This window comes from Salmonella sp. NW1250, assembly GCF_051812965.1.
Lineage (GTDB): Bacteria > Pseudomonadota > Gammaproteobacteria > Enterobacterales > Enterobacteriaceae > Salmonella > Salmonella enterica.
Window position 1 is genome coordinate 268,360 of the sequence record NZ_JAMNDD010000005.1, and the last position, 25,497, is coordinate 293,856.

Annotated in this window: 20 protein-coding genes, 4 tRNA genes and 6 pseudogenes; 13 read left to right on the plus strand and 17 right to left on the minus strand. The window is 48.6% G+C overall.

Annotation, left to right across the window (positions count from 1 at the left end):
• Positions 1-156 precede the first annotated feature (156 nt).
• Positions 157-1,077: a drug/metabolite exporter YedA gene (gene yedA / locus NBA72_RS11325; protein WP_001212264.1), complete on the plus strand. Its 921-nt coding sequence runs from the start codon at positions 157-159 to the stop codon at positions 1,075-1,077.
• On the opposite strand, the gene NBA72_RS11330 is transcribed toward yedA, so the two are convergent.
• The 4 genes from NBA72_RS11330 to drpB all read right to left on the minus strand — a co-directional run bounded on the left by NBA72_RS11330 (position 1,066) and on the right by drpB (position 4,107).
• Positions 1,066-1,536, minus strand: a complete 471-nt coding sequence (locus NBA72_RS11330) for a very short patch repair endonuclease (RefSeq protein ID WP_000785978.1) — start codon at positions 1,534-1,536, stop codon at positions 1,066-1,068. The genes yedA and NBA72_RS11330 overlap by 12 nt on opposite strands.
• Complete coding sequence (locus NBA72_RS11335) at positions 1,517-2,947, minus strand: DNA cytosine methyltransferase (RefSeq protein WP_042949068.1); 1,431 nt, start codon at positions 2,945-2,947, stop codon at positions 1,517-1,519. Before NBA72_RS11335 ends, NBA72_RS11330 begins: the two co-directional genes overlap by 20 nt.
• Before the next feature lie 73 nt (positions 2,948-3,020).
• Positions 3,021-3,716 (minus strand): phosphohydrolase, encoded by a 696-nt coding sequence (locus NBA72_RS11340; protein ID WP_000377038.1) that lies wholly within the window; start codon positions 3,714-3,716, stop codon positions 3,021-3,023.
• Between the two features lie 79 nt (positions 3,717-3,795).
• Positions 3,796-4,107, minus strand: a complete 312-nt coding sequence (drpB, locus tag NBA72_RS11345; RefSeq protein WP_000107439.1) for a cell division protein DrpB — start codon at positions 4,105-4,107, stop codon at positions 3,796-3,798.
• A 649-nt stretch (positions 4,108-4,756) separates the two neighbouring features.
• Between drpB and ompS1 the strand changes: the two genes are divergently transcribed.
• Positions 4,757-5,935, plus strand: coding sequence for a porin OmpS1 (gene ompS1 / locus NBA72_RS11350; RefSeq protein WP_001080668.1), 1,179 nt, complete (start codon positions 4,757-4,759; stop codon positions 5,933-5,935).
• A gap of 260 nt (positions 5,936-6,195) precedes the next feature.
• Here the strand turns inward: ompS1 and ymcF are convergent, their stop codons facing one another.
• From ymcF to NBA72_RS11385, 7 genes and pseudogenes are all read right to left on the minus strand, one after another.
• Complete coding sequence (gene ymcF / locus NBA72_RS11355; RefSeq protein WP_024131109.1) at positions 6,196-6,384, minus strand: cold shock small protein YmcF; 189 nt, start codon at positions 6,382-6,384, stop codon at positions 6,196-6,198.
• 10 nt (positions 6,385-6,394) lie between these two features.
• Entirely contained in the window at positions 6,395-6,607 is a 213-nt protein-coding gene (gene cspE / locus NBA72_RS11360) for a transcription antiterminator/RNA stability regulator CspE (RefSeq protein ID WP_000208509.1), read from the minus strand.
• A 454-nt stretch (positions 6,608-7,061) separates the two neighbouring features.
• Complete coding sequence (locus tag NBA72_RS11365) at positions 7,062-8,330, minus strand: Y-family DNA polymerase (protein WP_042949062.1); 1,269 nt, start codon at positions 8,328-8,330, stop codon at positions 7,062-7,064.
• A gap of 2 nt (positions 8,331-8,332) precedes the next feature.
• Positions 8,333-8,752: a translesion error-prone DNA polymerase V autoproteolytic subunit gene (locus NBA72_RS11370; RefSeq protein WP_000394197.1), complete on the minus strand. Its 420-nt coding sequence runs from the start codon at positions 8,750-8,752 to the stop codon at positions 8,333-8,335.
• A 749-nt stretch (positions 8,753-9,501) separates the two neighbouring features.
• Complete coding sequence (locus NBA72_RS11375; protein ID WP_042949060.1) at positions 9,502-10,320, minus strand: hypothetical protein; 819 nt, start codon at positions 10,318-10,320, stop codon at positions 9,502-9,504.
• A 481-nt stretch (positions 10,321-10,801) separates the two neighbouring features.
• Positions 10,802-11,047: pseudogene (locus tag NBA72_RS11380) on the minus strand (hypothetical protein); the annotation flags it as partial.
• 290 nt (positions 11,048-11,337) lie between these two features.
• Positions 11,338-11,427, minus strand: a tRNA-Ser gene (locus tag NBA72_RS11385).
• A gap of 88 nt (positions 11,428-11,515) precedes the next feature.
• Here NBA72_RS11385 and mtfA point away from each other — a divergent pair.
• From mtfA to NBA72_RS11430, 9 genes and pseudogenes are all read left to right on the plus strand, one after another.
• Positions 11,516-12,313, plus strand: a complete 798-nt coding sequence (gene mtfA / locus NBA72_RS11390) for a DgsA anti-repressor MtfA (RefSeq protein ID WP_000598921.1) — start codon at positions 11,516-11,518, stop codon at positions 12,311-12,313.
• Positions 12,314-12,413: 100 nt separating this feature from the next.
• Positions 12,414-12,489 (plus strand) — tRNA-Asn (locus NBA72_RS11395).
• Between the two features lie 167 nt (positions 12,490-12,656).
• Positions 12,657-12,962 (plus strand): annotated as a pseudogene (locus NBA72_RS11400) (Arm DNA-binding domain-containing protein); the annotation flags it as partial.
• Positions 12,963-13,383: 421 nt separating this feature from the next.
• Positions 13,384-13,459: transfer RNA gene (locus tag NBA72_RS11405), tRNA-Asn, on the plus strand.
• A gap of 163 nt (positions 13,460-13,622) precedes the next feature.
• On the plus strand, positions 13,623-14,147 hold the full coding sequence (locus NBA72_RS11410; protein ID WP_001219023.1) for a peptidase: 525 nt from the start codon (positions 13,623-13,625) through the stop codon (positions 14,145-14,147).
• 474 nt (positions 14,148-14,621) lie between these two features.
• Positions 14,622-15,485: pseudogene (locus NBA72_RS11415) on the plus strand (integrase domain-containing protein).
• 23 nt (positions 15,486-15,508) lie between these two features.
• Positions 15,509-15,787 (plus strand): annotated as a pseudogene (locus tag NBA72_RS11420) (transposase); the annotation flags it as partial.
• Positions 15,788-16,467: 680 nt separating this feature from the next.
• A complete protein-coding gene (locus NBA72_RS11425) occupies positions 16,468-18,162 on the plus strand; it encodes an SEL1-like repeat protein (RefSeq protein WP_077917568.1) in 1,695 nt (564 codons plus the stop codon).
• Between the two features lie 56 nt (positions 18,163-18,218).
• Positions 18,219-19,949 carry a hypothetical protein gene (locus NBA72_RS11430; RefSeq protein ID WP_023242484.1) on the plus strand — a complete coding sequence of 577 codons (1,731 nt, stop codon included), beginning with the start codon at positions 18,219-18,221 and terminating at the stop codon, positions 19,947-19,949.
• 57 nt (positions 19,950-20,006) lie between these two features.
• On the opposite strand, the pseudogene NBA72_RS11435 reads toward NBA72_RS11430, so the two are convergent.
• A pseudogene (locus NBA72_RS11435) lies at positions 20,007-20,111 on the minus strand (DUF520 family protein); the annotation flags it as partial.
• Positions 20,112-20,158: 47 nt separating this feature from the next.
• On the opposite strand from NBA72_RS11435, the gene NBA72_RS11440 reads away from it, so the two are divergent.
• Entirely contained in the window at positions 20,159-20,332 is a 174-nt protein-coding gene (locus NBA72_RS11440; RefSeq protein WP_000957535.1) for a hypothetical protein, read from the plus strand.
• Between the two features lie 506 nt (positions 20,333-20,838).
• Here the strand turns inward: NBA72_RS11440 and NBA72_RS11445 are convergent.
• Positions 20,839-22,293, minus strand: coding sequence for an AMP nucleosidase (locus NBA72_RS11445; RefSeq protein ID WP_000428200.1), 1,455 nt, complete (start codon positions 22,291-22,293; stop codon positions 20,839-20,841).
• A 45-nt stretch (positions 22,294-22,338) separates the two neighbouring features.
• Between NBA72_RS11445 and NBA72_RS11450 the strand changes: the two are divergent.
• Positions 22,339-22,499 (plus strand): annotated as a pseudogene (locus tag NBA72_RS11450) (cytoplasmic protein).
• Here the strand turns inward: NBA72_RS11450 and NBA72_RS11455 are convergent.
• The 4 genes from NBA72_RS11455 to NBA72_RS11470 all read right to left on the minus strand — a co-directional run bounded on the left by NBA72_RS11455 (position 22,488) and on the right by NBA72_RS11470 (position 25,366).
• Positions 22,488-22,814: a DUF1493 family protein gene (locus NBA72_RS11455; protein ID WP_000228159.1), complete on the minus strand. Its 327-nt coding sequence runs from the start codon at positions 22,812-22,814 to the stop codon at positions 22,488-22,490. The pseudogene NBA72_RS11450 and the gene NBA72_RS11455 overlap by 12 nt on opposite strands.
• Entirely contained in the window at positions 22,808-23,272 is a 465-nt protein-coding gene (locus tag NBA72_RS11460; protein ID WP_000381834.1) for an STM2901 family protein, read from the minus strand. Before NBA72_RS11460 ends, NBA72_RS11455 begins: the two co-directional genes overlap by 7 nt.
• A gap of 420 nt (positions 23,273-23,692) precedes the next feature.
• A tRNA-Asn gene (locus NBA72_RS11465) sits at positions 23,693-23,768 on the minus strand.
• Between the two features lie 140 nt (positions 23,769-23,908).
• The gene (locus NBA72_RS11470; protein ID WP_042949194.1) at positions 23,909-25,366 is read right to left on the minus strand and encodes an EmmdR/YeeO family multidrug/toxin efflux MATE transporter; all 1,458 of its coding nucleotides are present in this window, start codon (positions 25,364-25,366) and stop codon (positions 23,909-23,911) included.
• Between the last annotated feature and the right edge of the window lie 131 nt (positions 25,367-25,497).

Below are 25,497 nucleotides of genomic sequence, written 5' to 3' on the forward strand. Positions count from 1 at the left end.
TTCTTCTAAGACGTTAAGTATGTAGCAAAACGCGCAATGCCGAAACCGGCGGCGCGGGTCAACGCCTTTTTATTCCAAAAGGACAATTATAATACTCGCCAGCATAATAATTTTGACGTTTACTATATTACCCTTTTTATTTCACCGTGAGTGATTATGCGTTTCCGGCAGTTATTACCTCTTTTTGGCGCGCTTTTTGCCTTGTACATCATTTGGGGGTCTACCTATTTTGTTATCCGCATAGGCGTTGAAAGCTGGCCGCCGCTGATGATGGCAGGCGTACGTTTTCTCTCGGCGGGGATGTTGCTCATGGCGTTTTTGCTGTTGCGCGGCGAAAAACTTCCGCCGCTGCGCCAGACCATCAACGCCGCGCTGATTGGTCTACTGCTGCTAGCGGTGGGTAACGGTCTGGTGACGGTGGCGGAGCATCAAAACGTGCCATCGGGCATTGCTGCCGTCGTGGTCGCCACTGTCCCGCTATTTACGCTGTGCTTTAGCTACTTTTTTGGTATTAAAACGCGCAAATTAGAATGGGTGGGGATTGCCATTGGACTTGCCGGGATTATTCTGCTGAACAGCGGCGGCAACTTAAGCGGCAATCCGTGGGGCGCGATTTTGATCCTGATAGGTTCGATGAGCTGGGCATTTGGTTCCGTTTACGGCTCGCGCATCGCCCTCCCTGTGGGCATGATGGCGGGCGCGATTGAAATGCTGGCGGCGGGCGTGGTATTGCTTTGCGCGGCGTTTCTTTCCGGCGAAAAGCTCGCCACGCTGCCTGGCTTATCGGGGTTTATGGCCGTCGGCTACCTGGCGTTGTTCGGTTCTATTATCGCCATTAATGCCTATATGTACCTGATTCGCAACGTCAGTCCGGCGCTGGCGACCAGCTACGCCTATGTGAATCCGGTTGTCGCCGTGTTGCTTGGCACCGGCCTGGGTGGCGAGAGGTTATCGCCCGTTGAATGGGCCGCGCTGGGTGTGATTGTGTTTGCCGTAGTGCTGGTGACTCTGGGTAAGTACCTGTTTCCTGTCAAGGCGGTGGTCACGCCGTGTAAAACGGAAGATTCACGCCAGTAGATGAATCCCCTGGGTGTCGATCTGCGCGCTGGCGCCGCCGCCGCAGATCCACTCTTCCAGGCGCTCCGCCAACGCCGCGTCGCTCAATTTCGCTCGTCCGCGCAAGGCGCACTCCCAGACGATCAGCACCCGCCAGCCAAGCGCCTGTAAACGCTGAATATCGCGCTCATCGCGCTCAACGTTCTTACCGATTTTTTCCAGCCAGAAAGCCGTCCGCGTGGCCGGTACTTTGAACAGATAACAGTGGTGATGATGCCAAAAGCAGCCGTGAGTAAAAATCACACAATCATAGTCATTCACCACAAAGTCCGGCTTGCCCGGTAATGTCGCGTCCTGAGTATGAAACGTAATCCCCTGCGCGCTTAGCAGGCCGGCAAGACGTTTTTCAATAGCCGTATCGCGGGTTGCTATCGCGCGCATATTTTTACTGCGCGTGGCTTTATCGTGAACGTCCGCCATCTACCGTCTCTCTCTGACGCAGCGCCACCGCCTGGTGAATTTTGGGTTCCAGCAGCTTTGCTACCGCGGCAAATACCGGCACCACCACGGAGTTGCCAAACTGGCGATAGGCCTGCGTATCCGAGACAGGTATCCTGAACTGGTATGTTTGCGGCGCCTCAAATCCCATTAAACGCGCGCACTCTCTCGGCGTGAGTCGGCGGGGACGATGTTGTTGGTTGCCAGCATCGTCGAAATTCACTTCGCCTTTCGCCATATCCCAACCACGATCGATCAGAATTTCGGCGCCATCTTTGTAGTAGCGAGCAGATAACGTGCGCGCCACACTTTCCGGATTGTCAGGATAAACCATGCCATAGCCAAAACCGTTTCCCCGCGCCTGGTGCTTTTTCGCGTAGCGATATAAATATTTCCACAGCACCGGCGTCAGGATATATTTGGCTTCGACGACGGGCTCCAGCAGTTCTGCCAGCGTCGGACGGCGCGGTGGATAACAGCGGGCGATATTGCGTAACGTAAAATCGGTTTTCAGGTTTAAATCGCGACGGAATCCCACCAACACAATACGTTCCCGATGCTGAGGAAGAAAGTGCTGCCCGTCGATAATTTTCGGATCGTCCGGGCCATTGTCAGCGGCATCCGCCACGTCATACCCCAGTTCATCGAGCGTTTGCATAATAATGCGGAAGGTGTTGCCCTGGTCGTGACTTTTAAGGTTTTTCACGTTTTCCAGCACAAACAGCGCGGGGCGGCGGGCGTCGATAATTCTTACGACATCAAAAAATAACGTCCCCTGAGTCTCGCAGGCAAAGCCGTGGGCGCGGCCCAGCGCATTTTTCTTGGAAACGCCCGCCAGAGAAAATGGCTGACAGGGAAAGCCCGCCAGCAGGACATCATGTTGCGGAATATGCTGGCGAATGTGTTCCGCCGCCTCATCATCGCTGACCCCTTCCCGGTGGCTCAATGTGATATCGCGGATATCTTCATTAAAGCGATGTTGCAGCGGATCGCAAAAATAGTTCGCTTTATATGTCCGTACCGCGTGCTTATTCCATTCGCTGGTAAACACGCACTGTCCGCCTATCGCTTCAAATCCGCGGCGAATACCGCCGATGCCCGCGAAGAGATCGATAAAACGAAAGGCGTAATGTGGATGATGCGCTGGCGGCGTCGGCAACTCTGTTTTAAGACAGGTGAGTTCATTGTCGCTCAAACGATGCCATGCCGCGTTCATCATTACGCGCTTTAAGATGGCCGGGCTCCAGTGCTGTTCGCCCAGGCCGTTAAGGTGCGCCACCAGCGTTTTAACATCGTAGATTTCCAGCAATTGACTCAGCATCGCCTGGATCTCGCTTCCGGCGTCGTCGGCGATGAGGTTCCGGGCGTGTGTTACTGAAATATTTTCCTGCATACATTTAACCGGCCAAAAATAATTGCCGACAGACTAACATAAAATGACGCGGTTTACGTTTCAGCGGCAGGGGTTACTGATGCGTAGCAAACATCTGGATGACCGCCTCATCCCGTGTTTCATAGTCGCCTTTCAGCTCAGCGCTCAGTTTCGCCATGTACGACACCAGAAAATCCGCATTACGCTGCGCCAGGCACTTGCCCCGTTCAGTCTGCATCGTCAGCGGCAGTTTCAGCAGTTTGGTTTGAAAATGGTCGAGCGCGAATTGCTTATCGTTAAGAGGCCGTCTGTCGGCAAAGGGATCGTCGGCATCAAACAGCGCGACGCCCAGCGCGCCGGAAACCGCGAAGACCCGCGCCAGACCAATGGCGCCCAACGCCTCCAGCCTGTCTGCATCCTGTACGATTTTTGCCTCTGGCGTGGTAGGCGCAATTTTTGCGCTGAAGCTATGCGCTTCGATAGCATGACAAATGCCCGCCAGTTTTTCTGCCGGAAAGTCAGGAAAATCCCGCAGAAAAATACGTCGGGTTTCTGCCGCCGCCAGAATGGAAGAACGATGCCGCTGCGGATGATTTTTCGCCAGGCTGACGATGTCATGGAAATAACATGCCGATAGCACCACCAGCCAGTCGACAGGACTGTTTTCCCCGAGCGTTTGCGCGGTTGCCCAAACACGACGAAAATGGAAGATGTCATGGGCGGCATCCTGTTCCTGGTGGTGGTGACGTAGCCAGTCTTCAAACTGCGATTGCCAGTATCCTGAGTCCATACGCCCTCTCTTTATAGCAGACCATTTTTATTACATGCCTGAGCACAGGGTTCGCTATCCTGACATATCCGCCACCACTTTACATCCCTGCGTGCTTGCGCGTTTCTGGCTGAGTGTCGGCGGGATACCCCCTGTTTTTGCGAGGCCGGGTGTACCAGGCAATACTCCCCAGAATAAGCCAGACGACGCCCAGCGAAAGCGCGTTAAGCCATTTTTCCGTTGTGCTGCCAGGAGTGCTGATTGGGCCGAGAACCGGCTCGGTTTGTATGGCGGACATCAGCCACACGCAACGCGCCATCGCCCAGATGAAGTAGCCGCAAAAGGTATAAAAAACCCATAACGCTAATTTGCCGCCCATGCTACGGGTGGCGTTGTCCTCCCTGGTACTCAAACTTTACTCCGCTTTTGTGATGTAAGTCATATGACATTAATTACATTATAATGTGACATTAGTCACATTTCGACCATAAAATACCTTATCCACCTGTTCTGGTTATTCATTCCACAAATAGTTTATTCTCAGATAATGTTACGCTTGGCGCTGAACCTGCTGTTAAATAAGGGAATGGTGATTGAATCGCACTCTGATGCAGAATAACCCATAACCAGAACAACTTATTTTTACGCACCGCGATAGCGTTTTATTTTATTAGCATTAAGTGTCAGAATGATTCGGTTATTAGCCTTTTATCATTTATTTTATCATTACCCACATTACCGGCATTTATGCCGGTTTTTTTTATGATTTTTCATAATCAAATCATGAAATACATATAAAAAACAAATTATATTCACGCCAAAAAACATCAAACCAAAACACATAACCCATTGATAAAAAATGATAATTATAGAATATATATTCTTAGTTACTTATATTGCCTGTATTATAAAAAACCAAACAGAAACAAATTGAAATATTTTAAATACCTTTGTTACATGTTATTTTTTAAATTCCATGAACTTCATAGAATAGTATCAATTTGTAGTTTTGTTGAAGTGGCTACATATTCATATAAATTATTATCATAAGGGAATACATAATGAACAGAAAAGTTCTGGCACTGCTTGTCCCGGCGTTATTAGTGGCAGGCGCAGCAAATGCGGCTGAAATTTATAATAAAAATGGCAACAAACTCGACCTGTACGGCAAAGTTGATGGTCTGCGTTACTTCTCTGACAATGCAGGCGACGATGGCGACCAGTCCTACGCCCGTATTGGCTTTAAAGGCGAAACGCAGATCAACGATATGCTGACCGGCTATGGTCAGTGGGAATACAACATTAAGGTGAACACCACCGAAGGCGAAGGTGCAAACTCCTGGACTCGTCTGGGCTTTGCCGGTCTGAAATTCGGCGAGTACGGCTCTTTCGATTATGGCCGTAACTATGGTGTTATCTACGACATTGAAGCCTGGACCGATGCGCTGCCGGAATTCGGCGGTGATACTTATACCCAGACCGATGTCTATATGCTGGGCAGAACCAACGGCGTTGCCACCTACCGTAATACCGACTTCTTCGGTCTGGTGGAAGGCCTGAACTTCGCGTTGCAGTACCAGGGTAATAATGAAAATGGCGGTGCTGGTGAAGGTACAGGTAACGGCGGCAGCCGCAAACTGGCCCGTGAAAACGGCGACGGTTTCGGTATGTCTGCCTCCTACGACTTTGACTTCGGGTTAAGCCTGGGTGCGGCCTACTCTTCCTCTGACCGTACGGACAATCAGGTTGCTCGTGGTTATGGCGACGGCATGAATGAGCGCAACAACTATGCTGGTGGTGAAACCGCTGAAGCCTGGACCGTAGGTGCCAAATATGACGCCTACAATGTTTACCTGGCGGCGATGTACGCTGAAACCCGCAACATGACCTATTATGGCGGCGGCAATGGCGAAGATAATGGCGGTATTGCTAACAAAACCCAGAACTTTGAAGTGGTTGCGCAGTATCAGTTCGATTTCGGTCTGCGTCCGTCCATCGCCTACTTGCAGTCTAAGGGCAAAGATTTAGGCGGTCAGGAAGTCCATCGTGGCAACTGGCGTTACACCAACAAAGATCTGGTTAAATATGTTGACGTCGGTATGACTTACTACTTCAACAAAAATATGTCCACCTACGTTGATTATAAAATCAACCTGCTGGACGAAGATGATGACTTCTACGCAAGCAACGGTATTGCAACCGATGATATCGTAGGTGTTGGTCTGGTCTACCAGTTCTAAGACGCTTTATGTTATTCAAGCCCGTGCTTAGCGCGGGCTTGTTATTATAGGGCAAGAATTAAATAACGGATAACGGCGCAAAGACAGGTGACCTGGCTTCATCGGATAGATGAGGACAACGTCGCTCTTTTCAGGCGCTGCCTGCAAGAGAAATAACACCTTTGGGGAAAGGAAAATGCCACTATAGATGATGGATGTCAGCGTCTATAGATGATAATCATCCGGGCATAAAAAAAGCTCCTGTACGGAGCTAATATGAATTATTTTCTAAAATCTGGCGGAACCTGTCCTGAGCGAATGTATAATCCAACATTATCAAAAGTGATCATGGTTGACTTACAAAAAATACATTTCGCGCCAAATGGGTTTTGCTCAGTAACATCGAATGTCGATGTTCTGTATTGTGAACCATGGCAACATGGACACCGGAAGTGAATTTTATTAGTAATATCAGATACCTTAAAGCGCCACAACGTTGACCGCTGATGGACCTTTTGGTCCCTGCTCTACTGAAAACTCCACTTCCTGATTTTCATTCAGAGTGCGGAATTCATTACTTTGAATGGCGGAAAAATGCACAAACACATCTTTGCTGCCATCTTTAGGCGTAATGAAACCAAAGCCCTTTTCAGGGTTAAACCATTTTACTAAACCAGTGATTTTCGTCGTCATAATATTGTTACCTTTCGAATGAGCCCTTGGGCAAAATGGCCTGAAGAAAATTATCAGAGAGAAAAAAACCTAAAGGAGATCTCAAGAGGAACAAATGATGAGAAATATTACAATCACTACTTCAGATAAGTTTGTATCAAACCGCACAACCATTAACGCATGGTTAACTGAACATAGCAAGCTTTAGTTTTGTTAAAAAAATATTAATTGTTTTTTAGCATTATCACGCTGATTGCCATACTCTTTTTATCCATGCCCGTCGCTACGGCTGAAACCTGGCGTAAATAAGTGACGTCTCACAACGCCTACCTGGCAATAAATGCGCCACATTTCCTGATGTCGTAAACCAGGATACATGCGCCTCATCGTGAGAGGTTCCTGTGATCTTGTGTGACCAAAACTGGTTAGAGAACGGGGATGATTTGGCAACTATCTCAGGCATTGATCGCACAAGTTACTTAACACGCAGTAGATCAGAGTATCTTGTGGTGTACCGAGGCGAAAGCATTTCTCGCTTCATAGCCCACTGTTGCGACATCCCCTGCCCGGCGAAGTACAGCGTCCCCTTCCCGTCTTTTGCGTTAAGATGGTCCAGTACTTCCATCAACTTCGCACTACCGGCGCGCGGCGCGTTATCGTCGAAAAGGTTGAGTTGCGCTACGCCCTGACTGAAGAAGTCACCCAGCATCACCCCCGCTTTCTGGTAGCGATGGCCGTCGCGCCAGATTTTATCCAGGCATTTCACAGCCGCATTGATAATGTCGCGTGAATCCTGCGTGGGGGTGAGAAGCGTCACCGCGGAGCTGTTACCGTAGTAGGGCTCGTTCAGGGCAAAGGGTGATGTTTTGACGAATGTTGAAATGAAACGGCAGTACTGGTGCTCGCCGCGGAGTTTTTCTGCCGCGCGCGCAGCGTAGCTGTAAATAGCCTGGCGCATTTCCTCATAGTCTGTGACCCGCTCGCCGAAAGAGCGGCTACAAACGATTTCCTGCTTTGCCGGCGCAAACTCTTCAAGCTCCAGACATGGCTCTCCGCGAAGCTCTCTCACGGTACGCTCCAGCACGACATTGAAGTGTTTCCTGATGATCCAGGTACTTTGTTCAGAGAGATCGAGAGCAGTTTTGATGCCCAGGGCATTGAGCTTCTTACTGATGCGCCTGCCGACACCCCAGACATCCTCTACGGGTATCAGGGCCAGCAGCCGACGCTGGCGGTCAATGTTCGACAAGTCAACCACCCCGCCGGTCTGGCGCTGCCACTTTTTCGCAGCATGGTTAGCCAGCTTGGCAAGGGTTTTCGTCTGGGCAATGCCTACACCGACAGTCAGGTGCGTGCGCTTCAGGACCGTCGCTCTTATCTCGCGCCCGAAATCTGTCAGATCCCGGCAGTTTCGTACCCCCGTCAGATCACAAAAGGCCTCATCAATGCTGTAAATTTCTACCCGCGGCACCATCTCCTCGAGTGTGGTCATTACCCGGTTCGACATATCAGCGTAAAGCTCGTAATTACTGCTGAAGCAAACAACACCGGATCGCCGGAAGCGTTCTTTCTGTTTGAAGTATGGCTCACCTGGTGCGATACCGAGCTGTTTCGCCTCGGCGCTACACGCGATAACGCAGCCATCATTGTTTGATAACACCACCACCGGTCGGCCACATAAATCAGGACGAAAGACCGTTTCGCAGGAGGCGTAAAAGCTATTAACATCGCAGAGCGCGAACATAATCAACTGACCGCTTTAATGATAAAGGTCACCACCCCGAATATGTCGAGCGTGTCTTCACTGCCGACAGGTATGGGTCGATAGGCGCCGTTCATGGGGATTAACTGCACTGTCGGGCGCAACTGCAACCGTTTTACGGTGAACTCTCCTTCAATTGCCGCAATTACAATGTCACCGTGGTCAGCGTTCCGTGAGCTATCCACCACCAGCAGGTCGCCGTCGCTGATGCCTGCTTCAATCATTGAATCACCCGTGGCTTTGACAAAATATGTTGAGCTGGGATGAGAAACGAGCAACTCATTAAGATCGATACGCTGCTCAATGTAGTCCGCCGCGGGGCTGGGGAATCCACACGGCACTAAGTAACTGAAAAATGGGAGAGGAATAATTTCGCGCAACTCTGTAGGTCTGAAAAATTCCATAATCCATACCTCGAATACTGTTTTTATATACAGTAGTATTATTTGAACATGCGCGCAAGATACCGGAGTCGCTACGGCTGTTTAAATCTTCGTCGCTTCGTTTGTAAGTTTCTCTCTCAGTTCAAATTATGGGTTTTGTAAATTTTCCGGTTGTATTGTCATGTGAGCATATTTAAGCCAGTCTGGAGGCCAGATTTTCTGTACAGCGTCGACAGTCCCGCAGCGTAAGTTATCGCCACGCGCCAGCGCGTTTCCCTGACAGCAATTAATCTTCTGCCCAGCGCCCATGTCTACAGGGGAACATTTCGGGCAACAGGCCGGGTGCGATGATTACCGAGGACGACGGCGTTAAGTCGCCGCGAGTGACATCACTGTGAATCCCGATGGGGTACAGCGAGCTTCATGGATTTACTAAAAATATAACAGACACAAAAAATAGTTTTATTTTTCATTATGATTAATATCAGTTTGCATATTGGAAATAAGGATAACTGACCAGAACACCATGATAAACACTGACAACAAATTAAAAGCGTAGTATTTTTGATTTGCGGCAACAAAATTAATAAGAGTCATGGTAGCTAAAAAAACTCTTTTTCTTTTCCTGTACAAATAAGATAAAAATCGCTTCATCCACCACCGCAAGAATATGTATATTATCTGTTATTACTATTTCGATAACACAATATCAAATTAAATATATCTCTATTACCTATCCATTAGTGTAATTTTCTTAAACTGAAAATTTATCATTTACAGCCCAAACTCTTACGCATTTTTTCTTTTAATGGCTCGGCTACTTCTGGACGTAATTTTGAATATAAATTTTGTACATTTTCACAGCCAGTAGGTTGGCCTGATGATAAAGGCTCTATTTTTGTCAGGATATTCCACAAAATATAAATTGCAAATGCGATTAGCATTATACTTAAAAAACAAATACGGATACCCCGAGCATTAAACAACGCTGGGACATTTGATGCTTCTTGTTTAACGGATGACACATAATTTACGACTGGAGCAGTAACCTCAGGAATAACAAGTTGTTTTCCATACGGAACGAAGTATGCAGAAATATGCTCTGGACTATAATGCTGTTCAACACGTTTCCACTCATCTGACGGAATGAGTAAGAACGATAATGTATCACTAAAAGTGCTGTTCTGATATACCCGCAAACTATATCCACTATTAGCCAATATATGCTCAATGCGCACCAGTTCTGTATCAAAACCATCACTTCCCATTGGGTAGTGATGAAACACATACTGCGTATCAACCAAATTTATCGTTGCTGTTTCAATCTCACTATCATAATCGAATTTGACCGTGACAGGCCTCTCTCCCTGATTATCTGAAAGTGCCTCAAGCAGGCTAAAAGTTCCCTCTTTCCAGTCAATATTAATTCCGTAGATACTCATAAACAGCGCCTGATAGTCCTCTAATGCAGACTCAGACAGCCACGGCTCTTTATGTTTCTCCAAAAAAAACTTACGCCTTAAAGAGGCTTGTTCATCATCATTGGCAGCAAAAAAATCAAAAAACTCATCCTGTTCTGGTAATTGCATCGTGGTTCCATCCAGTATTTTATTAATCAAAAATCGATCCCAGCAGCTAATTTCCTCTGCTGTCTATGATAGAATAGAATATGTGATCTCAAAGCGTCAAGATGACAAGACCAAACGAGCACGCATCCATTCAATAAATGAATAAACCCTGTTAATACAAATAGTTTTAAAAATGATTTATCTGGACAACTGAAATTATCTTTATACTGATAGCAGTACAGCCATTTCTGTAAGTTTAAATGACAAATAAAAAACACGGACAAATCGTTTTACGTTATTTCCAATATTTTTCAATGTCTGCCCTCTGTTTTTTTACGTAATCTCTATGTTGTCGCGACGGGAACAATAATAGCGAATTCGCGTATGACGTTTTAGGGGCATCCATAAAAGAGTTTTTTGAAAAACATGAAGGGAGATGAACGGAAAAAGGTTCGTTAAGGCTGGATGCGATCACGTTCGCTTACGGCGAACGTAACCCTTTTTACCTGGCTGCATTTTTCTTCTTCTTTTCGTCCTCAACATGCTTATCAACAGGTGAGTCTTTTAAGCGATTGTTTTGCATGATGTCATCTTCAAGCGATTTTAGATAGCTTGCATCAGTCAGCAAGGCTATTGCCAGCGTTTTCGCATAAAATTGCGCGTGGCTTCGTGTCGTAGGATTTACCGCGTAGGTTCTGGCAAGCTCATGTCCAGGGGAGGCGGTATCACCACTGAAAATGATTTCGCCTCTTTTCCTCCATCCTCCAGCAATCCATTTCCTTTAAGATACCCTTACAAGATCCGTGTGAAGCAACGGCAGTTAAACTGTTTTGTCACCAGAGATGTGAGATGGGCGTTGCAAAAGAGTGTGAGCTTGTGAGCTAAAGAAGATAAAAGTGGATGCCCGACGCGCAGCAAAATGGTAAAAAACAGCATCAGTAGTAAGAAAAATCGAGCGAGTGAAAGAAATTTTAATGCAGGGATTTATGTATGACGAAATCAAAAACGCTTTGTCAGTGATTGATTTTGTTGAATGATTGGCGGAGAGAGGGGGATTTGAACCCCCGGTAGAGTTGCCCCTACTCCGGTTTTCGAGACCGGTCCGTTCAGCCGCTCCGGCATCTCTCCGTATATTGCAATGATGCCAGGTAATTTGGCATTTTAACAGACCCTATTCGGGTAATTTTGTTCAAGTGACGAGTTTACGAGCAAAACGATGATTAAGTGGCCCTGGAAAGCACAAGAAATAACCCAGAACGAAGACTGGCCGTGGGATGATGCGCTGGCTATACCTCTTCTGGTAAACCTCACCGCGCAAGAACAGGCTCGGCTTATTGCGCTAGCCGAACGTTTTTTGCAGCAGAAAAGACTGGTAGCGCTACAGGGATTTGAGCTCGACTCGTTAAAAAGTGCACGTATTGCGTTAATTTTTTGCTTACCGATCCTGGAGCTCGGTATTGAGTGGCTTGATGGTTTTCATGAAGTGCTCATTTATCCCGCGCCCTTTGTGGTAGATGATGAATGGGAAGATGACATAGGTCTGGTGCACAGCCAGCGTGTCGTACAGTCGGGGCAAAGCTGGCAACAAGGGCCCATCATTCTGAACTGGCTGGATATCCAGGACTCGTTCGATGCTTCGGGTTTCAACCTCATTATTCATGAAGTCGCGCACAAACTGGATATGCGTAATGGCGATCGCGCCAGCGGCATCCCTTTCATCCCGTTGCGCGATGTGGCTGGCTGGGAACACGATCTCCACGCGGCAATGAATAATATTCAGGATGAAATCGACCTTGTTGGCGAAAGCGCTGCCAGTATAGATGCCTATGCCGCCACCGACCCTGCAGAATGTTTTGCCGTGTTGTCAGAGTATTTTTTCAGCGCGCCAGAACTGTTTGCTCCACGTTTCCCGGCGCTATGGCAGCGTTTTTGCCAGTTCTATCGCCAGGATCCTTCTCAGCGCTTACGGGTAAGCGCTGACGAAGGCGACTACGGCGAGGAATCCGAACATTAATTCCTCACTTTGTGGGTTAATTAACCAATTGAATTGGCGCGTTAATTTTACTGTTGACACGTTATAGCGGGCCCAGTATTATGCGCCTCGTTGAAACAATTCCTCTGTAGTTCAGTCGGTAGAACGGCGGACTGTTAATCCGTATGTCACTGGTTCGAGTCCAGTCAGAGGAGCCAAATTAAGGAAAGCAGACGTTTACTGACGTCTGCTTTCTGCATTTATATCAATCGATTATCCCTTTCTTCAGGTTCACTCTCGTTCACTAAAAACCACTCGCAGCCATACCCTTTTGCTGGTAAAGCTGGTTCGATTTGCGTTTTACCAGCACGCGGAGGGAACCGTCATGTCACTGACTGATACTAAAGTAAAAAATGCCAGACCAGCGGAAAAGGCCGTCAAGCTCGCTGACGGGTTTGGCCTCTATCGATTCAAAATACTGGCAGACAGGCTATCGCTTCGATGGCAAACAGAAGGTGTTTTCTATTGGGGTTTACCTTGCTGTATCGCTTGCTGATGCCAGACAACGCCGTGACGAGGTCAAAAGGCTGCTGGATCAGGGGATTGACCCGAACGCAAAAAACAGGCTGATGAAAAAATCCTTCAGGAAAAGCGCGATAAAACCCGCTCGTTCCGTGTCGTCGCCAAAAGCTGTTGCGCCATAATTCTGCCTATGATATTGACGGAAATCTTTTCGCCTGCACCAGAAATTTATCTGCCATTTCCGCTACCGGCGTCAGACTGCCTGTATCAACCATTTTCACAAAATATTTCACGTCTAAAGTTCATTCTGCCCCCTGCCCTTAATCTCTACGGCGTTATGTCTCAGAATTATTTGCCAAGTGCCTGCCAGTTTTTCAGGCCTCATCAGGCGCTGGTACATAGCCATTGCGGTAAGGTCACAGCATTTGACTTGTGCAATTACAGACAAAGTTGCGCCATGCTGGGGCAAAGTAGAAATTAGATCAAAACTTCAACGCTTTGTTGTTTTTGTCAGCAAACAAACGCGCAACCTTATTTCCCCCTTTGACAAGCCGATCGCACATCGTTACTATGCGCCCCGTTCACACGATTCCTCTGTAGTTCAGTCGGTAGAACGGCGGACTGTTAATCCGTATGTCACTGGTTCGAGTCCAGTCAGAGGAGCCAGATTTTAGTTTCGGGACATCCTGGCGAGTCCGGAGACGTTTAAAAAACAAGAATTTATCTTTACCCGGTTGATCTGATAAGGTTTGCCGGGTTTTTTGACATCCATGGTTTTTGGGGCTTAATCGGGGCCTCACGGTTCGTTGAGTAAATAGAGCCCCCTCCTATGGCATTAACCGATACCGCTGGCGGCACGCAGACCGATCCGGGTACAGGAAAACCGTCAGAAAATCCACCCGCCGATCCACCGTCAGATGGTCCCGCTTCTGAAAAACCACACGACCCACCCGCCGATCCCAATAAGCCCACTCCACCGAAAGAAGAAACGCCGCCCGGCGCGCCGGAGAAATACGCGTTCACCGCCCCTGAAGGTCAGGAACTCGATACCAGCGCGCTGGCGCAGTTCGAACCAGTGGCGCGTGAACTGAACCTGACGCAAGAGCAAGCGCAGAAGCTGGTGGACGTCTATCCGAAAGTGCTGGCGGGAGTGCAACAACAGCAAGCGGAGTCATGGCAGAAGCAAACAGAAGACTGGGCTGCGGCAGTTAAAGCCGATAAAGACATTGGCGGTGACAAGCTGGCGTCTAATCTCGGCGCAGCTCAGCGGGCTATCGACACGTTCGGTACCAAAGAACTGAAAGAGTATCTCGATGGTACCTGCGCCAGATCTCTGGTCAATGCTGCACCGTGACGGAAGCGATTCCACCCGGCACCCGTTACCACATCAACGCCTTTTACTTTACGGGCTGCGGCCTGCAAAGACGTCCGGCTTTGCTGCCGCGTGACCGTAAAACAACACCAGAGTCTGCGATCTTTCGCGTACTGCACTCGACCAGTGCGTCGCTTTCGTCGCGCAAAGCGACAAAGTGACGCACAACCACTACACCGCGCCATGCCCCTGTTTTCGGGGTTCCGGCGTTCCTTCCCGAATCTGACGCGCCTTTTTGGGGCCGCTGTCAGCAAGAAAGAAGAGAAAAAGATCGATACCGAGGGGGGGCATGATGCCCCGGAGAATTCCTGCTCACGCAGGCAGCCTGTACCGCGTACAGTCTGAAACTCCCTATACCTCAACAAACTACCACTCCGGCGTAAAGGTATCGTTCTGGCGCAGCCAAAAAGCATACGCCGGAGACTGTTTGTGTTCTCAAAATCACAGGAGAAGTGTATGGGCAAGTTAGGTGGTGAAATGAAGGCACTGGCAAAGCACTGTGGCGGTAGCCATAAAACGGTGCACGATCGCATTCATATCGTGCAACGTTTCGATCACCACTTACGGGCTTTGAACGTCCATATCCAGCGGGTTGCGCAGATTAAGGTGCGCCACATTGAAAGCTATATTCATGAAAGGTTGGCGCAGGGGATCGGCAAACGCACGCTGCAGAATGAAATGGCCTCGCTGCGCGCTGTTCTGCAACAGGCCGGGCGTAAACAGGTGGCAGAGCATGAGTGGCTGACTAATAAATCGCTGGGCCTGGCTGGTGCATCGCGCAGCGGGACGCGACAGGCGATCACGCCGGAACATTATCATCATGTGCTGGAGACGGCCCGCATGAAAGATCCGGGACTGGCGGCGGCGCTGGAACTGGCGAGGCTGATGGGCTTACGTTCACAGGAAGCGGTGCAGAGCGTGCAATCGCTGAAAACGTGGAAACAGGCCATTGAACGCAGCGATACGCGCTTAACCGTGGTGTTCGGCACCAAAGGCGGGCGGCCCGCGAAACGGTGATTCTGGATACTATGGCTGTCAGAAAAGCGCTGGATAATGCGCTGGCTATTACAGAAAGCCGTCATGGCCGACTGATCGACAAACCGGATCTGAAAAGCGCGATGGACTACTGGCACAACCAGGCGGCGCGTATTGGTCTGACTGGCGCATATTCTCCGCATTCCCTGCGTTATGCGTGGGCGCAGGATGCCATTAGTCACTATCTGGCGCAGGGGGTCAACAGGAAAGAAGCGCTGGCAATTGTGGCGATGGATCTGGGGCATGGAGACGGGCGATGTGGCGCAGGTGTATGGGCAAATTTGACAGTTGGCTAAGAGCGAGCAGCGGATGGAGCTGGTTACCACAGTTCACAGTTAGTGAAAGACTGGGCGGAGGTGGTAAATATCAGGCTGCATTACCTTCCCCCTTACAGTCCAAACCTGAATCCGATAGAACGAATGTGGAAATTAATGAACGAACATGCCCGGAATAATCGCTACTTCAGCAGTACGCGAGAGTTCAGGGACGCAATATCTGTCTTTTTTAACCAGACGCTGCCGGATATAGCGGACTCACTGACATCTCGAATTAAAGATCACTTTCAGGTGCTCACTCCCGCATCTTGAGGTTTATTGGGTATATAATCGTTAATAATCATCAGCGCGTTATTATCAAATTAAAAACAACGCGCTCGTAATACTTAAATTATTCTTACTGGTAACTGAAGCAAACTCTCCTGCCAGAATATGCTCCTCGCATCTTTACATTAACTCTTTGTTTCTATAGCATGAAATAAGTTTCAGGGAGTTATTATTCATACAAGGAGAACATCTTGAAGAAAATATTCATAACAATTATAGTTTCATTATATTGCGCGAATATATGTGCAAAACAATCCCCCAGTACAGAATCCAAACCCGTTAATTTCATCGCCCAAATTGGAAATATCGATTTTAATAAAACTGCCATTAGCAGTGACCTGAAACTTTTACTCGCCGACCGTTATTATTTTAAAGATAAAACACCCTGTAATACTAATACCCTTTCTGCGCGCGCAGAATCAATGGGACTGACGACAGAGGAATATATTAATAAAATACGCAGTTTAAGACCGGCTATTCTCGATGACCGTTATTTTTACCTGACGGTCGATCAGTGCGATGCTGGCGGCACGCCCATGCTGACTGGAATCGAGCTATGTACCGAAGCGCTGTGCGGTGCCGAATACATGAAAAGATCGTCTGACTTGTGGCTGGATGATGAACTGCAACCGACGGTTAAACGTCAGGCAACAACAGTAGTCCATATGCCTCTCCCCTATGACAAAGAGAAAAAATTATGGAAAGTCACCGGCTGGTATCTGGAATCCTCAGAAGAAACAGGGGAAGTGATGCAGAGTAAACAGATAGCCTTTGAAGGCTATACCAACGAAGAAAACTTCGCTAACCGACAACGAGTTTCTGTATTTAAATCTTTCTATGAAAGCGGCAATCTCAAAAGTATTTATCATTATAATGCGCAAAATAAGCGTGACGGAAAAGCTGAAACTTACTTTGATGAAAAAGACAAAATAGCGGAAACGCTGACGTTTAAAGATGGTCAACCCGAAGGGGAATACATCGTATACCATGAAAACGGAGCCGTTGAAAGTAAACGTTACTTTGCCCAAGGTAAAATTAAAGATGGCGAATGCCCACATTTTTATGATAACGGCGTTTTAAAACAAAAACACAGCTATTTAAATCAGAAACTGGAAGGCCCGGCATTTGAATATTTCCCTGATGGGAAAATAAAGGAGAAATATTCATACAGTAAAGGCACCATTGTCGGCACCAGTACGGAATATTATTCTACCGGTAAAATTCGTGGTGTTTACCACAGAAATAACCAAGGTGAAAACGACGGAACGTTCGAACAATACAGTGAAGAGGGCAAACTCCTTTCTAAAGCGACCTATAAAAATGGCAAACAGCTTTCTGCTCAGAGCTGGTATGGAAATGGGCATCCCAAAGAAGAATCCTCTTTTGATAGTGAAGGCCGTAAACATGGTGCGGTCAAAGAATGGTTCAGCAACGGAAAGCCTGCCTCATCCAAAATGTATAAACATGATGTGTTAGACGGGGATTCCGAAAAGTGGTACGAAAATGGTCACCGCGAATCAGTCTATCCCTATAAAAACGGTATGCTAAATGGGGACGTTAAGCACTGGAATGAACAGGGCAAACTCACCTATACCACCGAATATAAAGACGATAAAAAGCAGGGAGCCGATCGCCGCTGGAGCGAACGTACCGGCAAACTTGTTGAAGAGGTTATGTTTGCTAATGATGAAAGAAACGGCCTGAAAAGAGAGTTTAACGATCGTACGGGTAAGGTCTTAAGTGCGCTGCCCTATGTCGATGGCGACAAGGAAGGTACAGAAGAAGCCTATGATGAAGACGGCATAAAATACATCCGTTGTTACCACAACGATGAAGAGCTTTCAGAGCTATATGCACCGACTGACGTCACCAATAAGGCAAAGCAGGGTGACAGCACTGCGCAATATCATTTAGGTAAGTATGAGTTTGAATGCACAAACTACGATGCGGCGATGAAATGGTTAACTCAGTCCGCAGAGCAAAATCATCCCGGCGCGCTTCTCTTTTTGGCCTATGCGTACAACGACGGTGATGGCGTAGCGCAAGACAGCAAAAAATATCTCTCCTATTTATTCAAAGCGGCAGAGCTTGGCGAAAGTTATGCGCAGTTAGAAGTGGGATATTTAAATCTTATCGGCGAAGGAATGCCGAAAAACCTGCCGGAAGCCTATAAGTGGATTAAAAAATCCGCTGACCAGGGAAATGCTCAGGCGCACTATAACCTTGGACTCATGTACAGGAATGGTGATGGCGTTGAGAAAGACCTCAACAAAGCCAAACTTCATCTTACAGCGGCGGTAAAAGGCGGCGTCAAACCTGCACTGGCAGCCTTAAAGGAATTAACGCCTCAAACTAAGTAAATATGACTTTGCTGTAAAGAGGCTATTCAAACGGAACTGAAAGGATACACGTTGCTATGAAATTTAAATTCGCCACATTACTCACAGCCGCCACGGTTTTTTACTCTTATCAGAGCGTTGCACAAAGTCAGCAATCGCCTGATGTCTGGTCAGTTGTCGAACAGAAACTGCAAAATGCCGTCCCTTTAAATGAAAACACCACTTTTAAATCGCAGGCAGCCTGGTTTGAATTACACAGGGAACTGTTTATGTACGGCCCGATGAGCCGTGCGGATGCATTACTGAAAAAGCTGGACACACAATCGAATGATGCGAAGTTTTCGCTAAACCATGAGGCCTCGTGGATCGCTGAAAATAATAGCCCGGATGCCGCGATGGTTTTCCTGTCCAAAATTGGTCTCGATAAACCGTCGAGCATTACCGCCTACGAGAGCTACGTTGATGGCTGGGTTAATCGCAAACAGCCTGAAAAAGCCTTAGCCCTTCTTAGCAAAAATGCCGACGCGAGGAATTTTTATTTAGCCACGGTTTTAGAATCCTGGCACTCAGAGCCTGATAAAACCGCCGCTATTTATAATGAAAATTACGCTGATAAAATTGTTGTTCCTTATACTCAGCTAAAAATGCTGCTTATTATTGCGAAGCAGTACCATGCCAAGGGCGACACCGCAAAGGCGTTGGTTTACGCAGATAGCGCGCTGAAAATGTTTGATACGGCTATTGCTCAACAACCGAGTGCTGAAGCCTACCGTTATCAAGAGTATCTCGACCTGATGGAGATCTATTACGCCACGGGTAATAAAGAGAAGGCGATGGCGTTGTCTGCGAGATTGCGCAAAGCAACCGGCAATAAAGGAAGCTATTTCCAGTATTCATTATCGGGATTGCTCTCTTTTTATAAGAAAAACGAGCTGACACAGAATTATCAAGAGACGCTTTCAACCTATGTGACGCAGGTCGATAAAATATTCAATTTTGCCCCTTCGCCGCGCATTGAAATGGAGCTGATTAATTTATTAAGCAAGCTTGATGATGTTGCGCTGATGAATAAGCGTATCGATTTGCTGATGAGCGCGCCGGAATATACCTGCTACGACGACAGGTATTGCTACGAGTACAAAATCAAAGCGCTGAAGAATCTCTTTCAGCATAAGCAGAATGCTGTGGCGGAAAAGCATATCGCAACCCTCTCCGCCGAGGCGCAAACCCTGACGTTCGCCGAATGGGAAGATGCAACAAATGAAATAGGTGAAGTACTCAAAGAAATTGGTCATCCTGAGGCAGCGCAAAAATTAGCCGTCAGCGCCGAGGCGATTTACCTCAGCCAGGCAAAAGCCTGGCCTGATGAAGATATGTCGCGTTCCTTTCAAAGGCTTGCGGAGCTTTACGGCTATGGCAACGACACGGTGAATGCCAAACGGGTGTTACACCAGCACGTTCCCTCTCTCGAAGAGGAGGCGATGATCGACCACTACATGAATGCAAAACAGTGGAGTCAGGCAAGGGAATTGATGATTAACGCAGACAGGGTCGATAATAAAAACCTGATGCTGTTACGCCAGATTTGTTCTGAAAACACGCCCGAGTGTCAGGAACATATTACCTTTACGCTGAAAAAATTAACCACGCAGGCGTCGATTACCCGCCAGGACGACACCGGTAATCAGCAGCTTTATCAGATTGGGAATATTTTTCACAGATTGGGTATCATACCGGGAGCGGAACAGCAGGCGTTGATTCAGGCGTTGTATAACAAGGCCGCAGAGCCTAAAAAAGCCACGCCTTAATCGATTTACCCGCCCTGCCACCTTTCTCACATGCGGGAAGGCGGCGGGCGGGAAAAATCAATCGCGGAAGTTTTTGAACTGGAACGGCTGGCCCAGATTGCCGCCGCGCACCAGCGCCATCGCTGCCTGCAGATCGTCGCGGGATTTACCGGTCACACGCACTAACGTAAATTCGAATCCAAACCCACAGAGATTACCGCAAGATATTAATGTTGACCCAACACCGCCTGCCGGAAGACCCGCGCTGGAACGCCCTGCACGAGGAGTTCAGCTTTGACGACGACGACAACCTGCTGGGCATGAACATGCCGCCCGAAGGTGGCGAGCATCAGGCGAAAGTCAAAGGCGACCGCCTGCTGCTACAGGGCAGACCACCACTATGAGTACGGCGAGTCCGGCAATCCCATCGCTGACCGCTGGGGCAAGGCGCAGTGCCGGGAGCACCGATTTGAATGGAACGGCGAGCACCGGCTGGTGCGCTTTACCGACGTGCGCCAGCTTTGCGCGCCACTCGTGGCGCTATGAGTTCGATAATAACGTGACCACCCTATATCCCTGCCCAACGCGAAAATCCTCAGTATCAAGCCTTCTGACACCCCTTTAAGCTGACCGCTTCTCACGGTCGGTATCTGCTTGTTAATCCGGGCTTGTGGGTCAGGCGCTCAAGGAGCGTGAAGTGCGACGCAATGTTTTCGCCTTCCGGCGCGTTTCCTGGCGTAGACGCGATTATCGGCGGCAGGTATCCGGCGATGGTGATGAAGCTCGCGGCACAATAAGGCCTTGGCGGGATGCAAAATCGCCTCCCGCTAAGGCTTCATTCAGCCGCTTTTCATATCACATAAATACGCCTCTTCCACTCCTGTCCAACAGCAGGCGACAGCTCATTTCGTTAGCGAAACGGTGGCTCATTAAACGTGCGTAATTTACGTGAGTGCAAACGATCACCTTCTGCGCGTAGTAAATCAATAGCACGAATACCAATTTGCAAATGTTCTGAAATAGCCCCCTCATAAAACCGGTTTGCCTGCCCGGGCAGTTTAATTTCACCGTGTAAAGGTTTGTCAGAAACACAAAGCAGCGTGCCGTAAGGCACGCGGAAGCGATAGCCCTGGGCTGCAATCGTCGCGCTCTCCATATCAATCGCGACCGCGCGGCTAAGGTTGAATCGCAGCGCCGATGCGGAATAACGAAGCTCCCAGTTACGATCATCCGTGGTGACGACCGTTCCCGTGCGCAGTCGCTGTTTCACCTCTTCGCCGGGCATTCCGCTAACCGCTTTGGTAGCGTCGTACAGCGCACGCTGTACTTCCGCAATGCTTGGAATAGGAATATCAGGCGGCAGAACGGCATCCAGCACATGATCATCGCGTAAGTAGGCATGGGCCAGCACATAATCGCCAATCGCCTGACTTTCTCGTAACCCTCCACAGTGCCCAATCATAAGCCAGACGTCAGGCCGCAACACGGCCAAATGGTCGCAAATCGTTTTAGCATTTGAAGGGCCGACACCGATATTTACCAGCGTAATCCCCTGCCCATCTGCCGTTACCAGGTGCCAGGCGGGCATCTGATGCTTCTTCCAGGCCAGATCGGAAATAGCCTCTTCCGGCGCTTCCGTTTCTGCCGTGATCCAAATTCCGCCAGCACAGGAAAGCGCGACATAGGGACTGTCAGGATCAAGAATTTGGCTGCATCCCCAGCGCACAAACTCATCGACATAGCGGGTGTAGTTGGTAAACAAAACGAAGGGCTGAAAATGTTCAACCGGCGTACCGGTATAGTGCCGTAACCGGGCCAACGAGAAGTCAACACGACGCGCGTCGAAGTGCGATAACGGATAGAATTCGCCGGGGTGGAACAGACCGTCTGCTGTCTCATCGCCAATCTGCGCCAGTTCTGTGGTAGGAAAATGGCGCGTTAGCCCAGCGCTCATAGAACGATCCAGCGTCAGAGCCGAGCCATCGATCACGTAAGGATACGGGATCTCATGGTGCGAGGCCTCCACCGCAATATGCGCGCCATAATCATGGTAAACGAGGTTAAGCTGTTCCAGAAGATAAGCGCGAAATAGCGCAGGCCGCGTAACGGTAGTGGTATAACAGCCAGGATGAGTAAAGCGTCCAAAAGCGCGTGTTTTAGGCGGGTTCGGTGTCGCGCCATCCCAGCTTACAGACAGCGAAGGATAAACAAACAGTCCGTTAAGCCTGGCGTGGGGATCGGGCAGCGTACCGTTATCAACATAGTCAGCGATGGCTTCACGGAGCGCGTTAACCGACTGCTCGTACAGCTCCTCCAGGCGCTCCAGCGCCTGCTCGGGCGTCAGGTTTGTGCCTTTATTTTCCATATTATTCTCCTTAGCGTTCACAGGTGAGGCACGTCATTCGATAGTATGACAGCAAAGGAGGAAACTAAAGGGGTTAGCGTAAGGGTGGCGGCAGTAAACATGAACCCTTTAAAAAGAAAAGAGAACTATCTTAGCGCCACCATCATCGCTCAAAAGAAGGGTACTGGTACAGCCATTTGTTAAGTTCATTACAATTAGTCATATAACCATTTCCCGGCTTTTGCTGACTCGATCAGCATGCTGATAGTGAAATCTGGGACGGGTACAGGCTCCGTTTTCTTGAACGGATGCCATGAAAAAGGGTGATTAGGAAAATAGGTTTCTATTCTGAAGTTACCTCGCTCGACATTGAGTTTCTCGAAGAATTTATTCATGAGATCTTCGGCTTCAAGTTCATCAATGCTCAGATCAGTATCAAGGTCAATCTCTGGTGTTAATTCCACTTGCTTAATGTTGAAAAGATATGTGCCAGCATAAGGCCGTACAAGCTCGTAAACTTGCTGTTCAATATTGTCTACCATAACTTATCATTGCCCCGAGCAATGGTATTGTAGTCGCGTATAGTGCGATATGTTATTTGTGACACATCTGCGGCAAGGATAATTTCCCCGATCAAAGGAATGGAACGTCCAACAAACGGCGCAATGTTACGAACCATAACACGTCTGGCTGTCCATGGGGTGTAACCGCCTAACCATGTCGGAAGGGATATTCCAAAGGGAAATTTTGACTTTTTAAACACTGCACGTGCAGTCCTGGACGCGTATGATGTGCCTTTAGTCGCTCCAGCGGGTTTCGCCCTTGTCCAGAGATTATTACGACCTGATAGCAGAGCAACAACGGCCCCGAAATCTGCAACACCAATCCCAAACTGGCTTGCGGTATTCTCACAAAAAATCATAAACAGAAGTTCGGCAGCAGTCAGATTGGATTTTCCTGCATAGAAGTATGTTCCATTTAGTTCTTCTACTGTATCCATTAGAAACTCTATAGTTGCTATTTTGGTTTACTTATTGTACAGCCTTGTTTCGAATGAAAGAAATCAATCTTTTGGGAAAGAACGGATCAAGATCACGGGAAATATCTGAAATCAGATGAAAGAGACGGTCGCGATTCCCACCAGGGGCATCACCTCGCAAGCTTGTGTGATCGCTCCGTTTGAACCGAACGCATCTATATGTCAGCATACTGATACGGATTTGATCTTGCGGATAGCGGTATCGGTTAATGCCATAGGAGGGGGCTCCATTTACTCAACGAACCGTGAGGCCCCGATTAAGCCCCCAAAAACCATGGATGTCAAAAAACCCGGTAAACCTTCTCAGGTCAACCGGGTAAAGATAAGTTATTGTTTTTTTAAACGTCTCCGGACTCGCTGGGATATCCCGAAACTAAAATTTGGCTCCTCTGACTGGACTCGAACCAGTGACATACGGATTAACAGTCCGCCGTTCTACCGACTGAACTACAGAGGAATCGTGTGAACGGGGCGAATATTAACGAGGTGCCCCTGGCTTGTCAAAGCCTGTTTTCACAAAAAAAGTTCGTTTGCTGCTTTATTCCACACTTCGGTTAAAATTCACCGTTTCCTGATGATTTTCACAGCAAAAAGCGCTTACTCCCTCTTTACGCGCGGGTACCTCCACAGCCAGCGCCCGCTTACCAGACGCCAGTAAAACAGTGCGCCGCGCACGGCCCAGTCAAGAAACATCCCCAGCCAAACCCCTACAACCCCCATACCCAGCACAATACCAAGCGTATACCCTGCCACAACGCGACAGCCCCACATCCCCAGCATCGATACCCACATCGCAAATCGCACATCGCGCGCGCCTTTAAAACCCGACGGCAACACCCACGCGGCCGCCCAAATTGGCATAAAGGCAGCATTAAGCCAGAGCAGAACTTTCACTACCTCTTTTACGTCCTGCTCCTGGGTATAAAATGAGGCAAACAGACCCGCGAACGGCGCCGTCCCCCAGGCAATTGCCGTAAGTACGATAGTCGACATCCAGAATACATGGCGCAGTTGACGCTCTGCCTGACCAATTTGCCCGGTACCAAGACGCTTACCGGTGATAATAGTCGACGCCGAACCAAGGGCGTTACCCGGCAGGTTGATAAGCGCCGCCACGGAAAAGGCAATAAAGTTACCCGCAATAACGTTAGTGCCCATTCCTGCGACAAACATTTGCGTCAGTAGCTTGCCACCGTTGAACAGCACTGATTCAATGCTCGCCGGAATACCGATACCCATCACTTCCCAGATAATGCCGAAATTCAGCGGCTTCAGATAGCTTTTCAGCGGAATACGCAGCGCCGGATTAAAACCAATCATCAGCACCCAAATAATCGCTACCGCGCCGATGTAGCGCGAAATGGTTAATCCCAGCCCCGCGCCGGCAAAACCCAGCCCTTGCCAGGAGAAAGCCCCGTAAATCAGGATGCTGCTGATGATAATATTGAGAATGTTCATCCCGCCGTTAATCATCAACGGGATTTTCGTATTCCCTGCCCCACGCAGCGCGCCGCTACCGATTAGCGCAATTGCCGCAGCCGGATAACTCAGCACCGTCAGTTCAAGGTACGTTAACGCCAGCCCCTTTACTTCTGGCGTCGCCTCGCCTGCGACAATATTAATAATTTCACTGCCGAAATAATGAATGACCACTGCCAGCACAACGGCAAATAGCGTCATAATCACCAGCGACTGGCGCGCCGCCGCCCTTGCCCGTCGCCTGTCGCGCTTGCCCAGGCTAAAGGCAACCACCACCGTAGTACCAAGATCGATAGCCGCAAAAAAAGCCATAATTACCATATTAAAACTGTCGGCAAGCCCCACGCCCGCCATTGCTTCCTTGCCCAGCCAACTGACGAGAAAAGTACTGAGCACGCCCATTAGCAAAACACAGGTATTTTCCAGAAAAATGGGGACAGCAAGTGGGGTGATTTCACGCCAGAACAACACTTTGTAGCTCTTGCGTTTGGCATACCAGGGCGTACGGACGACAGCCTGGCGTAAGGCAGTGGAGACGTTCAAAATGGACCTTAAAGAAGAGAGTTGAAACCACATTTCAATAATGAGCGAGAAATCGTAAGGCTGCAAAGCTTTTTGCAGAAAAAATGTCTGCAAATGCAACAAAGTGATGAGATAACCCGCAATCGAATCTGTAAGAGGTTAAATGGGGTTTGACAAAAATTTTT